This window comes from Collinsella aerofaciens ATCC 25986 (assembly GCF_010509075.1).
GTDB classification, from domain to species: Bacteria; Actinomycetota; Coriobacteriia; order Coriobacteriales; family Coriobacteriaceae; genus Collinsella; species Collinsella aerofaciens.
In genome coordinates, this window is the sequence record NZ_CP048433.1 from 269,411 (window position 1) to 282,039 (window position 12,629).

A 12,629-nucleotide genomic window follows, 5' to 3' on the forward strand; every position below is an offset into this window, starting at 1 on the left:
GCGATGTTGAACCTTATCCATGCGGCCGTCCGGGTCTTCCTCGACGTTCTCGCGGTCGCGTTCGTGCTAGAGCACACCCGCGAGCTTCATGAGAAACATCGCGAGATCAACGACGCGACCAAGCAGGTCACAGGCGTCGTTGATGAACCCGGCGAGGACGATCGCGGCGCTGATGCGAGGGTGCCGCTCGACCCAGTCGACGAGCCGCACGAGTAGGGGGCCCGCTGGTCGGACGTGCTTCGGGCGATATGTCTGCTGTCTACGAATCATGGCCCGAAGCCTAACGCGTGTGTAACGCGTTAACGCGGGTATTGCCGCTCAGGCAATACCCGCGGGCCCCATCCCCGGGGCGGCACCGTTGCCCCGCGGCTCTCCAATAACCATCCGCGGGGACGTTCCCTACCGGTGCCGTGCCGGGGGCGAGGCCCCGAAAGCAAGCAACAAAAAAGAGCCGCCCGGTGTGGAAAGCGGGGACGGCTCCAGACCTGAAAGGAGGTCACTCATGGATTCTAGCAGAGCCAAAACGTTCCAGCAGATGGCCGACGAGCTAGGCATCCGCCACAAGCTGATGTACACGCTGCGCGAGGCGTCGAGGGTGACGGGGGTGCCATACGACACGCTGCGCATCGAGTGCAAGGCGGGCCGCCTGCGCTCGCAGCTGCCCGAGGGGCGCAAGGTGGGGCGCATGGTGCGCCCGGAATGGGTGGAGCAGTGGATCGAGGAGGGAACGCATGGCATCGAGGCTGCTTAGGTGCGCTGCGTACATCGCGCTCCTGTTCGCGGTGTACGCGCTCATGCCGTACGTCCTGCGGGCGATGCTGCTCGCGGCGGACGGCATCCGCGTGGCGCTCGGGATGGGGTCGGTACTGTGATCGGCAGGCGATTCGCGTTCACCGTCCCGTTCGTGGCGGGCAAGCAGCGCCATAGGCTCGACCGCAGGCACGCCCGGATGTACACGCCCGACGAGACCATCCGCAACGAGGCCGCCATCCGCGACGCGGCACTCGATGCCATGCGGGAGGCGTACCCGGAGCTCGAGGGGCTGCTGTTCCCGTTCAGGGTACCTGTCGCGGTGCGCATTGACGTGTACGAGCCGCTGCCCAAATCGAGGCCGAAGCGTACCGTGTCGGAGCCGAACACGTTCAAGCCGGACGCGGACAACATCGCAAAGCTGGTGATGGACGGGATGAACGGGGTGGTCTGGGGCGACGACAGCCAGGTGGCCGAGGTCCACGTGGTCAAGTGGCCCCGTCGGCGCGGCATCGAACCGCACATGGACATACAGGTATATCGCGGCTGGGCAGACCCAGCCGAAGAGAAAAAGTAGAAACGGAGACATGAAATGAAGCGAAAGGCACTCAAGGAGCTCATGAGGCAGGCCGTGGGCAACGTCCTCATCAACACGGAGCTCAACGCCGAGGCGCTCGAGCGCGACGTCGACCCCGCGGTGCTCCGCGGCGTCGCCTACGGCATGGCGGTCGCGCCCATACTGATGGACGAGGAGTCCATCGAGTTCGACCGCGACTTCTTGGCCGTCATCATCGCGTACGGCAAGGAGTGCGATGACGTCTACGCCGAGAACGGCGCCATCGCCACGATCTCCAAGATCTACGGATGCGAGGTGAGCGTCGATGAGTAACGAGGTCATCGAGTTCAAGGACGATGCTGGCATGCCCGTCAAGTTCACCTCGCAGGACATCCGCGAGCGCCTGTGCCCCAACGCGACCGACAGCGAGCTGGCGCTGTGCGTGGAGCTTTGCAACCGCCAGCACCTGAACCCCTTCACCAAGGAGGTCTACCTGGTGAAGTACAGGGACGCCCCGGCGAGCATCATCACTAGCTATCAGGTGTTCAACCGCCGTGCCAACCGCCAGGAGAGCTACGGCGGCATCAAGAGCGGCGTCGTGGTGATGCGCGAGGGGCAGATCGTCAAGAAGCGCGGCAGCGCCGTCTACAAGCAGGTGGGCGAGCAGCTGCTCGGCGGCTGGGCCGAGGTCCAGTTCAAGGACGGCAAGGAGCCGGCCTACGTTGAGTTGGCGCTCACCGACTACAGCACCGGCAAGAGCAACTGGGCGAAGATGCCGGGCGTCATGATCGAGAAGTGCGCCAAGGCCGGCGCGTGGCGTCTGGCCTACCCCGGCGAGTTCGGCGGGATGTACACGGGCGAGGAGATGGACCAGAAGGTCGAGCGCGACATGCGCGCAGGCTCTCAGACCGTCGAGGCCGAGAGCGTCGAGCCCGTGGCCGACCTGCAGCCCGTGCGCGACCTGTTCAAGCCGTTCATGGCGGCGACCGCGCTCGACAGCGCCGGGGCCATGGCGGCCATCTGCGCCGCCGTGGGCTGCTCGTCGGGCAACATGCACGACATGACGCTCATGCAGGCGCGCCGCGCGGCCTCGTGGATGGAGGAGGAGATCGCGGCCCGCTCGGCGCATTCCGAGCCCGCCGCACCCGAGCCGGAGCCCGTGCCCGTCTATGAGCCCGCGCCCGCCGAGCACGCGACCGACGACGACCTTCTGGGAGGCTTCTAATGGCAGACGAGGTTTTGGCGGTCGAGGCCGTGCCGCTCGATGAGGACTTCGACACGCTGGTGGCGTCGCTCGCCATCGACGACACACTCGAGGACAAGCTGGCGAAGCTCAAGAAGAACGTGGACGAGAAGCTGGCGGACTACGTGGACGTCAAGCACATCGAGAAGGACGAGGACTTCAAGGCGGCGAAGAAGTACCGCGCGGTGGTCAACGACGTTAAGAAGCCCATCGAGGCGCAGCGCAAGGCCGCGAAGAAGAAGTACAGCGACCTGCTCAAGACGTTCGACAAGACCATCGGCGAGATAACGGCGCCCATCGACAAGCTATCCGATGAGTACAAGGCCGAGATCGACCGATACGACGGCGAGTGCAGGAAACGCCGCCTCACCGCGCTCAAGGGCCACTACTACGACCTCGCGGGCGAGATGGGTCCGCTGGTGCCCTACGAGCGCATCGCCGACGACAGGTGGCTCAACGCGAGCTTCGGCGAGGTCAAGGCCAAAAACATCATCGAGCGCCGCGTGGGCGAGCTGCTGCACCAGTTCAAGTTCGTCAACGGGCTGGACTACGCGGACGAGTCCGAGAAGGCGTGGGCCGTGGCGTGGTGGACGAGGACGCTGCCGGCGGACTCGGGCGAGGTGGCGGCGGCGGTCGCCGCGCACCGCGAGGAGGTCGCCAAGGCCGCCGCGCTCGTGTCGACCTACGAACAGGCGACGGCGCCCGCACCGGAGCCCGACCCCGAGCCTCTGCCCGACGAGCAGCCCGAGCCTGAGCCGCCCTTGGGCGTGCCGAGGTGCGTGCGGGTGGTGCCGTCGCGCCCCGAGCCGGATGTGGCCGAGGATGCGGCCCCAGCACCGCAGAGGGGCTACCGCGTGGTCATCGAGTGCGCCACGGCAGACGAGCTGCGTCGCGTGAGGGCCGTCATGGTCGACAACGGCATCCACGGACACGTAGAGAGGATGTAGGACATGGAGGAGAAGAACCTTCCGCCGACCCGAACGCCGGAGCAGCGCAGGGAGGCGATGGCGAAGGCCATCCACACGCGCCGCGAGCGCGCCGCGTTCAAGGCGGCGTGCAAGGCGGGGAACATCCCGCCGGAGACGGCCATCGAGGCGCCCATCGCGGCGAGGCTCAGGGTCGAGGAGTTCGCCCGCTCGTTCCCGGGCATCGGCCCGGTCACGGCGCAGAAGATCGTCGAGGCGTGCCATGTCCGCGACGGCCGCCGCGTGAGCAGCCTGGGCTACATGCAGGGGCCGCGCCTCGTCGATGCCATCAAGGGCTGCATGACCACAAAGGAGGACGGGCAGTGAGCATCAATCGAGTGAACATCAGCGGCAACCTCACCCGCGACCCTGAGCTGCGCGCCACGGCGGGCGGGACGCAGGTCCTGTCCTTCGGCGTCGCGGTCAACGACCGCCGACGCAACGCGCAGACCGGCGAATGGGAGGACTACCCCAACTTCGTCGACTGCACCATGTTCGGCAACCGCGCCGAGGCCGTGGGGCGATTCCTCGCCAAGGGCATGAAGGTCGCCATCGAGGGCAAGCTGCGCTACAGCTCATGGGAGCGCGACGGCCAGAAGCGCTCGAAGCTCGAGGTTATCGTCGACGAGATCGAGGTCATGGTGCGCCGTGAGGGGCAGACGCAGGCCCAGCCGCAGCAGAGCCTCGCGAACACGGTGCCCGTGCAGCCACAGGCGCAGGCCGCGCCGCAGTGGAGCGCCCAGCAGGCCTACGCCGCGGTCCCGCAGTCTGAGTTCTACGACGAGGACGTGCCGTTCTGATGAGGCACGTACCCGAGATCATCCGCGACCACTGGGAGGCGGCCCTGTTCGCCGCCTCCTTCTCCGCGGGTTTCCTGTTCTTCTCTTCGCTTCTATGGGGGTGGTTCTGATGGCCTTCACCGTGTTCGACAGCTTCGCCGAGGTCTACGACGACTTCGACGCGAGCGACCCCGAGGACCTGCGCGACCGCGCGATGCTCGCCGACGCGATCATGATGTACGGGCTGCACGGCGTCGAGGCCGACCTTCCGAAGCACCTCCGCCGCGTTTTCAAGGCGATGAAGAACGCCATCGACAACTCCAAGGATGCGCGCGGCAGGGGCGGCAAGGGCGGACGCCCGCGCAAGAAACCAGTTTCCGACAAACCCGAAACGCAGGTTTCCGAAAGTGAAAACCTAGGTTTTTCAAACGGGAAACCAGTTTCCGACAAACCCGAAACGCAGGTTTCCGAAAGTGAAAACCCTAACCTAACCTGTCCTGTCCTGTCCTGTCCTGAACTGGATTGTGCTGAGCTGTCCTGTGATGGGGGCGATGCCCCCGCCGCGCCGCCCGAGTTCGAGCCGCCGACCCTCGATGAGGCCCGCGGTTACTTCGGCGCCAACTGCCTGAGCGGCGACCCGGACGCCTTCTGGGCCTACTTCGAGTCTCAGGGCTGGGTCAAGGGCAACGGCCAGCCGGTGAGCAACTGGGGCGCCCTCGCGCTCGACTGGTCCAGGCGCCAGAAGCGCATCGACGCCGACGACCGGGCGAGGGGCAAGCCCACCGCCTCGGAGGTCGAGGCCGCCACGTTCAAGCCGACGAGGACGCCCGAGCAGACGAGGGCGGAGCTCGAGCGCAGGTGGCGCGAGGAACACCCGGGCATCGACCCGGCGAGGGTGAAGGCCCCGAGGGGGACGACCGCCGACCCGGTGGCGCTCAAGGCGTACCGGGACGCGCGGCGTCTGCTTGATGCGAGGGCCGCATGCGAGAGGAGAGCGTCATGAGCTTGGACGCCGAGAGAAACGAGAACATGGGCAGACCGAAGGGGTCTGTGAGCATCTACGACGACGGGCCGCGCAGCGCCCGCTGCGAGACGTGCGGGTTCTGCGCCGTGAGCGAGGCGGTCATGACGGCGTCTGGCGAGGGCCGCAAACGGTACACGTGCATGCGCTGCCCCGACTTCGTGCACACCACGCAGGGGCTCGCGAGGTGCAACTACTGGGAGGCGCGACATGAGGGCTGAGTCGCTGGACAGGCGCGGGGGCTACGTGCTCGTGTGCGGGCAGTGCGGCAGGCGGTTCCGCACGGCGTACAGGAACCAGAGGTACTGCTGCGGGTGGTGCGAGAACGTGGCGCGAAGGGACGCGAGCAAGCGGCCCGTGGACGTGTACCTCGGAACGAGGAGTGAGTCGGGCCGAGAGGTCAACGCCATGCGCGCGGCGCTGGCGGAAGGGAGGCGCATCTGATGCGCGACGGATACAGGTTCGAGTTCGGGGCGTTCGACAAGCCGGACGAACCCAAGGTGCAGGCGCTCAAGCCGCTCGAGGAGGCGGCCGAGGTGTTCGGCGCGTGGCAGGACTGCGACGACATGCGGTACAGCCCGATCATGACGGCGCGCAGGGTGTACCGCGAGAGCCTTATCGACGAGTGCATGGACGTGGTCCAGGCGGTCGTCAACCTGCTCGATGCCGAGGGGTTCACGCAGGAGGACGTGGACGCGGCAATCGAGCGCTGCAACGAGAGGAACCGAGAGAGGGGACGTCTGTGATGGAGACTTTGGATCAGATCAAGGCAGACGCGGTCGAGGTGTTCCATTTCGACCGCGAGTGCAGGCCGCAGGACAGGGCGCACGCCTATCTGGGGAAGTACCGCGTCAGGCGCGGCTACAACGACACGGCGATGCAGGTCGCGGTGACCGACATGATCGAGCGCGCCTACGAGGCGGGAAGGGCGGAGGTCGCCGACGCGAACCTCGTGCAGAACCTGCGCCGCCAGCTGACGAGCATCGAGGCGACCGTCGGGGATGCCATCGACCTGCTCGACGAGAGCGTAGGGGGTGTTCCTATAGTTTTGTCAACTGGGCAATGCTGTTTTCGAGATTGAATCGCGACATGCTAACGCCAGGCCTTTCGGCCGATGGGCTCCAATCTGTTCGGAGCGCTTCGACTAGGCGGCGTAGGGCACCCTGTCCCGCATGATCGCGTAGATGACCTTCAGCCTCTTTCGTGCCAGCGCCTTGAGCGCCTTGCCGTGCGGCATGCCCCGCTCTCGGCACCTAGCGTAGTAATCGCCCCATCTTCCCTCTGTCCGGGTAAGGCAGTTGCACGAGAATATGAGCAGGTTCTTCAGCCTCTTGTTGCCTTGGCGCGATGCCGTCACCGAGGAGATCGAGGTCCCCGACTGGCGGTTGCGCGGCGCCAGGCCGCAGTACGACGCGAGCCTGTCGTGGCTTGGGAAGTCTTCGATATCTATGGAGATCGCGAGCTCGGAAGCGGTTTTGGGGCCGATCCCCGGCACCGTCAGGAGGCATCGGTAGGTATCGTCGCCCTCGAGGAGGGCGGATATCTCCGCCGTGATCACATCGATCTCCGCCGAGTTCTCGGAGATCCTGCGCGCGAGCAGCCTCACCGCCCGGTCCTCGGCGGCGATGGCCGCCGCGTCCGGCCTTGTCGAGGAGGCCGTCGAGCGGACGAGGGCCTCGATCTTGCCGCGCGCCGCCCCGCGCGTGAGCGCCGCCGCCCTGCGGGGCCCGGCGTCGGCCACCGACCAGGCCCCGCCGAGGGATGCCATGAGCCTCAGCTGGGGACCGTCGGACAGGTCGACCAACGCCTCGAAGGCGGGGCACGATTCCAGCAGGATGCTGCGCAGCCGGTTCTTGCTCCTGGTGTTTTCGCAGGTCAGGAAGTTTCTCTGGGCGGCCAGCGCCCTCGCCGCCGCGACCGTCGGGCCCGGATCCCCGACCGGCAGGAGTGCGTCGGGGATGCCCAGCGCCGTCTTCGCGATGACCATTGCGTCCCGCTCGTCGGTCTTGGCGTCGCCGGCGAAGAGCCTGGCGGCCCCGTGTGCCGCGAGTCCCGGCAGGTACGCCGCCGACATCCCGGCCGCCTTGGCGCGGGCGAGCGCGAGGGCGCCTATGTTGCGCGACTGGTCGACGACCACGAGCGCGTCGGGGAAGCGGCCGAACAGCGAGTCCAGATCGCCCTCCCTGTTCGCGACGGGGGCGCTCAGCAGTATCTCGCCGTCCCGGGTCGCGACGCATGCCCAATGGGACAATTTCCCGACATCGAGCCCGATGACGGCTTCCGGCATTCTAGGTGGTGCCACGGTGTTATCCTCCAATCGGTAGGCCGATCGGAACCCCTCCCTGCGACACCCACATTACCTGGCCGTGGCGCTTGCGCCCGGCAGTTTCCTATCAGTCGTCCGGAGCGGCGAGCGCCCCCGGTGGCAACACCCCCCGGGCCCTCTACGGGGCAGGGGCAGACGGCCATCCGGAGGCGCCCGATCGGCGGCCCCTCGGGGCTTGCCCGTATCGTAGGCAATGCGCCGAATGCTCGCCATCGAAATTTATCGGTGGCCCACTTCAGACTGTAATGGGCGGACTGCGATGAGTGACTCGAGGGTCGGCGGCTACCCGATGGGGGTGACCGACGCCACGATAGAACGCTGCTACGGCGGGGCCTGCGAGCCTAGGATGTGCGGGAACTGCAGGCATTTCTGCGGCAGCGACATCCACGTCGACTACGGCTACTGCCACCTCGGGTTCGAGCGCGCCTACGACGCGGAGGCGCCTGACCGCAAGGAAGGGTTCTGGCGCCTGGCGAAGTGGGCCGTGGCGTGGCTCATGGGGAACCTGCTGTACTGCGAGGACGAGTGCGGCGAGTGCCGCGACTACGAGGAGGTTGAGTGATGAATATCGACATCAAGACCGCCGACGGCGAGGAGATCGAGTTTGGCGGCTCGTATTACGACGGACGCGGAACCGAGCACAGGGTGGTCGGTATCAGGCTGACTGACTATCGCCATATCACCAAGGTGTCCCTCTCGTGCCTTGTCGGCAAAGTAGAGAATCTCTGCTGCGTCTCGATGCGACCGAACGAGCTTTACTCCACCCCGCCCGACAGCTGGGAGAAGTTGGAAGAGGACTTGGACAGGGGCGCGGACGCGCTTAATTACGAAGCCTGCGCCTATTTTGGCATGAGCGCGTGCGACTGCTCATCGTGCATCGCCGACAAAGGCGGAACCTGCGAAAGGGTTGCCATGCGCGACATTCTCACCCGCATCCGCATGCTGAGGGGTGAGGTCAAATGACGACACACCGACTCAAGGTCCTTATCAAATACGCCGACGCAATCATGAACGGCACCAAGACGTTTGAGGTCCGCAAGAATGACCGCAACTTCAAGGTCGGCGACAAGATCGTATTCGACGTCGTCACGAACGAAGGCTACGCCGTCGGGGCGGCGGCAAGGCATCCGCTCAACGGGGCGACCTACCGAATCGACTACATCCTCGACGACTTCGAGGGCCTCGCCCAGAAGTACGTGGCGCTGGCCATATCCAAGGAGGACTGATGGACGAAATCGAGCTGAAGCCCTGCCCATTCTGCGGCAGGCAGGGTACCACGATTAGGAGCGAGCGCGTGTCGAGCTCAGGCGTAACACTCTACGCAGCCCGGTGCTACCGATGCGGTGCCGAGGGCCCGATGGTCTACGGGTACGAGGACTCGCGTGCGGCGATGGAGGCCGCCGCGAGCTTTTGGAACGGAAGGGTGAGCTATGAGGGCGACAACTGACTACGTGCTCAACAGGAAGGCCATCCAGCGCTATCTGATTGACCACGATCTCACGCAAGGCGATTTCGCCAAGACGCTCGGCATCTCGGCTTCATATTTCAGCCAGCTGCTGAACAATCGTAAGAGCATTTCGCTAAACAAGCTGTTCTCCATTGCCGGAGAGATGGGCATCGACCCGCGCGACCTCATTGTGGAGGTGGACGAATGATTACCGATGAAGAGCGCCGCAAGATAGCCGAGAAATTGCGCGATCAGGCCGAGGCTTGGCGTTGCATGATGCCGGACATCCGCATGTCGGACCGCCGCCTCACCGATAGCATCCACATGGCTTTCGGCCTAGACGATGTGGATACCACGGTGCACGAGGCACTCGACGCGCTCGCCGACCTGATAGGCCGCGGCGAGTGCAAGAACGTCTACGACGGGAGCGTCCAGGACTCATGCGACAACGGCTTCCTGTGCTCGGTCTGCGGCTGCAAGGTCGAGGACGAGGAGCACTACCGCGTGAGCGGCACGTGGAACTATTGCCCGGGGTGCGGGAGGGTGGTCCTCGATGGGACGCAGAATTAAGTTCGCGAGGCCATGCGACTGCCCGACATGCGGGGCGCGTCCGTCACACCAAAAGTGGAAGCCACGCAAGTTGGTAGACATCGGTGAGATGGTCGCGATAGAGGACGTCGACCCAGTCGACGCCGTCCATTGCCCTAGGTGCGACCTCGTCTTCGGCGTCGTGCATTACGAGCATGACGACACGTACATCACGAGCTGGACCGAGTTCGAGACGATCCCACGGTATTGCCCGTGGTGCGGGGAGGATTTGACGAATGCCTAACTATGAAATGAAGCCGATACTGTCGCCATCCGTCGAGCTGTTGAGGCCCGACGGCCCAGCCGCGAAGGCCGCTGCTGCCATCATGGCTAACGTAGCGGCGGGTTTCAACAGTTCACTCACACCCGTGTTGCGAGGCGCGGCGCATGAGGTGAGGGCACTCTGCAAGGGGCTCGACCCGAAATGGCAACGCGCCAGGACCCGCGCGCTCATGCGCTCGCGCCGCAACGTCGAGATGCTCAAGCGCGATGGGAGGTGCAGGTGATGGCGACCGGTGAGCTATAGGCGAGGCGTCTGGGAGAGGATGATGCGCGAGCGCGCCGAGGAGCTGGCGCTCAAGCGCAACCTCACGCCGGCGCAGGTTTCGGCGAGGACCGGCCTGCGGATAGAGGCCTGCCGCCACATCTTCAGGCGGCTCGGCATACCGTACTGACGGACTGGGGAGGGCACCCGAGCGGCGCCCTCCCCTCAGAGCGTTTGGGGGACCCTTTGAGGGGTACTTGGAAGATGGGAGATGGGCCAAAAGGCCCATCTACAAAGTCAACACATCCGTTGAGGGACGAGTGGGCGCTCCGGAAGGGGCGCTCCTCTTACGTCCTGTGGACGGACGAGATGATAAGGCGGATGCAGGCGTACCCGGAGCGGACGGCGGCGGAGATCGCGGCGGAGCTGAGGGTGACGCCGAGCGCCGTGAGGCACGCGCGGCAGCGGTACGGGCGCTTCTCGACCGGAACGGATGGGCTGTGCATCGTGTGCGACGCGCGGCCCGTGTTCGACACGTCGGCGCAGGCGAAGAAGTGGAGGCTGTGCAAGGGGTGCTATCTGGCGGAGCGGAAGAGGCGGCTCGAGGAAGAGGCGGAGAGCAACCGCATACGACAGGCCGCGCACAGACGGCAGAAGCTAGACGGAGACGTTTGAGAGGCTGGCCGAGGTGATCAGAATCAAGTCGACCAAGGTCGAGTAGCCGAAAGGCCCCGGGAAACCGGGGCCTTTTCTTTAAACGTTACCCCCTTTTTACGCTCGTGGGCAAACGCACACGCTTGTCCACGTGCGTAAAAAGGTGGGAACGTTCGCGTTTCCACATGGCTATTTACCAGCGGAAATGTGATTTTGTGGCGGGAAAAGGGCGTGAAAAACTGACCAAGGAGGGCATCGAGGATGCCGTCCGCCTGTGCCGTGCCGGAATGACCGACAGGGACATCGCCGCGTATCTCGGGGTCGCACGTGAGACATACAGCCGCTGGATCAACCACCCCAGAACAGACAATCAGCGTCAACTGTGTCACGTTCTAAAAAAGGCCGAGGTCGAGCGCAAGGCGACGCTCGTGGGCCGCATCATGGACGCGAGCGGCGACAGCTGGCAGGCGGCGGCGTGGCTTTTGGAGCGCAAGTACCCGCAGGAGTACGCCAAGGCGCAGCGCATCATGGATACCACCGACACGGCGGTGCTCAAGGCCGCCAAGGAGCTGGTGCTGTCCGTGCCGTCCTCAATCGGCGGGGACGAGTAGCCGATGCCGCTCACGAGGATGCAGCGCGAGTACCTCGCCAACTGCACGCACCGCTACAACGTGAAGTGCGGGGCGACGGGCTCGGGCAAGAGCTACGTCGACATAGCCGTGACCATACCGCAGAGGCTTCTCGCCATGAGGGGCGAGGGGCTGGCGGTGATGATCGGGAACACCCGCTCGACGCTCGAGCGCAACATCCTCGAGCCGATGCGCTCACTCTACAGCGAAGACGTCGTCAGCCAGATCGGGCGGGACAACACGGCTCAGATTTTCGGGCGCAAGGTCTACTGCCTCGGGGCGGATAAGAAGACAAGCGTATCCAAGATTCAGGGCGCCACGTTCGAGTGGGTCTACGGCGACGAGGTCGCCACGTGGAGCGAAGACGTGTTCCAGATGCTCAAGAGCCGCCTGCGCTGCGAGCACAGCCACTTCGACGGCACCTGCAACCCCGACAGCCCGAACCACTGGTTCAAGCGGTTCCTCGACGGCGACAGCGACATCTACAGGCAGGACTACACGATCTGGGACGGTGCGCTGGCACCGGATGTCATCGAAGCCCTCATCAAGGACTACGGCAGCGGCGTGTACTACGACCGCTACATCTTGGGCAAGTGGACGCTGGCCGAGGGCCTGGTCTACCCCGAGTGGGAGGGTGCCCTCGAGAGTCGATATACGGGCAGCGCCGCCAAGTACGCGGTGTCTTGCGACTACGGAACGCAGAACGCCTTCGCGGCGCTTCTGTGGGCATTTGACGGCAAGGTGTGGCACGCGGTGGACGAGTACCGCTACTCGGGCCGCGACACGGGGCACCAGAAGACGGACGCCGACTACGTGGCCGACATGGCCGACTTCGTGCGCGGGTTGGGCAAGCCGCCCACGTTCATCATCGACCCGAGCGCCACGAGCTTCATCGCCGCGATGCGGCAGGCCGGGTTCAAGACCAAGAAGGGGCGCAACGACGTCGCGGACGGCATACGAGAGACGGGGGTGTGCCTGGGCAACGGCACGGTGCGCATCTCCGACGCCTGCGCAGGGCTGATAGGCGAGCTCGGCGGCTACTGCTGGGACGCCAAGGCGGACGGCGACAGGCCCGTCAAGGTCGAGGACCACAGCTGCGACGCGCTCCGTTACGGCGTGGCAACACTGCGCATGTACAAGCCTGCGAAACGGCAGGTAAACCCATTTTTTGAAGGGAGGTAGCGGCT

Annotated in this window: 25 protein-coding genes; 24 read left to right on the top strand and 1 reads right to left on the bottom strand. The window is 65.3% G+C overall.

Annotation, left to right across the window (positions count from 1 at the left end; genetic code table 11):
* The first annotated feature begins 3 nt into the window (after positions 1-3).
* The 12 genes from GXM19_RS01235 to GXM19_RS01290 all read left to right on the top strand — a co-directional run bounded on the left by GXM19_RS01235 (position 4) and on the right by GXM19_RS01290 (position 6,395).
* The gene (locus GXM19_RS01235; RefSeq protein WP_006234223.1) at positions 4-216 is read left to right on the top strand and encodes a hypothetical protein; all 213 of its coding nucleotides are present in this window, start codon (positions 4-6) and stop codon (positions 214-216) included.
* Between the two features lie 286 nt (positions 217-502).
* Positions 503-751: a hypothetical protein gene (locus GXM19_RS01240; RefSeq protein WP_006234222.1), complete on the top strand. Its 249-nt coding sequence runs from the start codon at positions 503-505 to the stop codon at positions 749-751.
* Entirely contained in the window at positions 752-1,327 is a 576-nt protein-coding gene (locus GXM19_RS01245; protein WP_147293038.1) for a RusA family crossover junction endodeoxyribonuclease, read from the top strand.
* 15 nt (positions 1,328-1,342) lie between these two features.
* A complete protein-coding gene (locus GXM19_RS01250) occupies positions 1,343-1,639 on the top strand; it encodes a hypothetical protein (protein WP_006234219.1) in 297 nt (98 codons plus the stop codon).
* A complete protein-coding gene (gene bet / locus GXM19_RS01255; RefSeq protein WP_006234218.1) occupies positions 1,632-2,531 on the top strand; it encodes a phage recombination protein Bet in 900 nt (299 codons plus the stop codon). Before GXM19_RS01250 ends, bet begins: the two co-directional genes overlap by 8 nt.
* Positions 2,531-3,496 carry a DUF1351 domain-containing protein gene (locus tag GXM19_RS01260; RefSeq protein WP_006234217.1) on the top strand — a complete coding sequence of 322 codons (966 nt, stop codon included), beginning with the start codon at positions 2,531-2,533 and terminating at the stop codon, positions 3,494-3,496. The genes bet and GXM19_RS01260 overlap by 1 nt, the downstream gene beginning before the upstream one ends.
* A gap of 3 nt (positions 3,497-3,499) precedes the next feature.
* On the top strand, positions 3,500-3,841 hold the full coding sequence (gene mihF / locus GXM19_RS01265) for an integration host factor, actinobacterial type (protein ID WP_006234216.1): 342 nt from the start codon (positions 3,500-3,502) through the stop codon (positions 3,839-3,841).
* Positions 3,838-4,314: a single-stranded DNA-binding protein gene (locus tag GXM19_RS01270; RefSeq protein ID WP_040358280.1), complete on the top strand. Its 477-nt coding sequence runs from the start codon at positions 3,838-3,840 to the stop codon at positions 4,312-4,314. The genes mihF and GXM19_RS01270 overlap by 4 nt, the downstream gene beginning before the upstream one ends.
* A gap of 109 nt (positions 4,315-4,423) precedes the next feature.
* Positions 4,424-5,296: a hypothetical protein gene (locus GXM19_RS01275; protein ID WP_040358278.1), complete on the top strand. Its 873-nt coding sequence runs from the start codon at positions 4,424-4,426 to the stop codon at positions 5,294-5,296.
* The gene (locus tag GXM19_RS01280; RefSeq protein ID WP_040358276.1) at positions 5,293-5,535 is read left to right on the top strand and encodes a hypothetical protein; all 243 of its coding nucleotides are present in this window, start codon (positions 5,293-5,295) and stop codon (positions 5,533-5,535) included. The genes GXM19_RS01275 and GXM19_RS01280 overlap by 4 nt, the downstream gene beginning before the upstream one ends.
* 222 nt (positions 5,536-5,757) lie before the next feature.
* On the top strand, positions 5,758-6,060 hold the full coding sequence (locus GXM19_RS01285) for a hypothetical protein (protein WP_006234209.1): 303 nt from the start codon (positions 5,758-5,760) through the stop codon (positions 6,058-6,060).
* Positions 6,057-6,395, top strand: coding sequence for a hypothetical protein (locus GXM19_RS01290; protein WP_193684735.1), 339 nt, complete (start codon positions 6,057-6,059; stop codon positions 6,393-6,395). Before GXM19_RS01285 ends, GXM19_RS01290 begins: the two co-directional genes overlap by 4 nt.
* Positions 6,396-6,458: 63 nt before the next feature.
* On the opposite strand, the gene GXM19_RS01295 is transcribed toward GXM19_RS01290, so the two are convergent.
* Positions 6,459-7,616 (bottom strand): IS110 family RNA-guided transposase, encoded by a 1,158-nt coding sequence (locus GXM19_RS01295; RefSeq protein ID WP_225093533.1) that lies wholly within the window; start codon positions 7,614-7,616, stop codon positions 6,459-6,461.
* A gap of 370 nt (positions 7,617-7,986) precedes the next feature.
* On the opposite strand from GXM19_RS01295, the gene GXM19_RS01300 reads away from it, so the two are divergent.
* From GXM19_RS01300 to GXM19_RS01355, 12 genes are all read left to right on the top strand, one after another.
* A complete protein-coding gene (locus tag GXM19_RS01300; RefSeq protein WP_147293039.1) occupies positions 7,987-8,202 on the top strand; it encodes a hypothetical protein in 216 nt (71 codons plus the stop codon).
* A complete protein-coding gene (locus GXM19_RS01305; RefSeq protein ID WP_006234205.1) occupies positions 8,202-8,603 on the top strand; it encodes a hypothetical protein in 402 nt (133 codons plus the stop codon). Before GXM19_RS01300 ends, GXM19_RS01305 begins: the two co-directional genes overlap by 1 nt.
* Positions 8,600-8,866 carry a DUF3850 domain-containing protein gene (locus GXM19_RS01310; protein WP_006234204.1) on the top strand — a complete coding sequence of 89 codons (267 nt, stop codon included), beginning with the start codon at positions 8,600-8,602 and terminating at the stop codon, positions 8,864-8,866. Before GXM19_RS01305 ends, GXM19_RS01310 begins: the two co-directional genes overlap by 4 nt.
* Positions 8,866-9,087, top strand: a complete 222-nt coding sequence (locus GXM19_RS01315; protein ID WP_006234203.1) for a Lar family restriction alleviation protein — start codon at positions 8,866-8,868, stop codon at positions 9,085-9,087. The genes GXM19_RS01310 and GXM19_RS01315 overlap by 1 nt, the downstream gene beginning before the upstream one ends.
* On the top strand, positions 9,071-9,295 hold the full coding sequence (locus tag GXM19_RS01320; protein ID WP_006234202.1) for a helix-turn-helix domain-containing protein: 225 nt from the start codon (positions 9,071-9,073) through the stop codon (positions 9,293-9,295). Before GXM19_RS01315 ends, GXM19_RS01320 begins: the two co-directional genes overlap by 17 nt.
* Entirely contained in the window at positions 9,292-9,657 is a 366-nt protein-coding gene (locus GXM19_RS01325; protein ID WP_006234201.1) for a hypothetical protein, read from the top strand. The genes GXM19_RS01320 and GXM19_RS01325 overlap by 4 nt, the downstream gene beginning before the upstream one ends.
* Before the next feature lie 70 nt (positions 9,658-9,727).
* A complete protein-coding gene (locus GXM19_RS01330; RefSeq protein WP_040358271.1) occupies positions 9,728-9,919 on the top strand; it encodes a hypothetical protein in 192 nt (63 codons plus the stop codon).
* Entirely contained in the window at positions 9,912-10,181 is a 270-nt protein-coding gene (locus GXM19_RS01335; protein ID WP_006234199.1) for a hypothetical protein, read from the top strand. The genes GXM19_RS01330 and GXM19_RS01335 overlap by 8 nt, the downstream gene beginning before the upstream one ends.
* A 9-nt stretch (positions 10,182-10,190) precedes the next feature.
* Positions 10,191-10,349 (top strand): hypothetical protein, encoded by a 159-nt coding sequence (locus tag GXM19_RS01340; RefSeq protein ID WP_155813820.1) that lies wholly within the window; start codon positions 10,191-10,193, stop codon positions 10,347-10,349.
* 119 nt (positions 10,350-10,468) lie between these two features.
* Positions 10,469-10,834 carry a hypothetical protein gene (locus GXM19_RS01345; protein ID WP_147293040.1) on the top strand — a complete coding sequence of 122 codons (366 nt, stop codon included), beginning with the start codon at positions 10,469-10,471 and terminating at the stop codon, positions 10,832-10,834.
* Positions 10,835-11,028: 194 nt separating this feature from the next.
* On the top strand, positions 11,029-11,424 hold the full coding sequence (locus tag GXM19_RS01350; RefSeq protein ID WP_040358550.1) for a helix-turn-helix domain-containing protein: 396 nt from the start codon (positions 11,029-11,031) through the stop codon (positions 11,422-11,424).
* Positions 11,425-11,427: 3 nt separating this feature from the next.
* Positions 11,428-12,624: a PBSX family phage terminase large subunit gene (locus GXM19_RS01355; RefSeq protein ID WP_006234195.1), complete on the top strand. Its 1,197-nt coding sequence runs from the start codon at positions 11,428-11,430 to the stop codon at positions 12,622-12,624.
* Positions 12,625-12,629 lie beyond the last annotated feature (5 nt).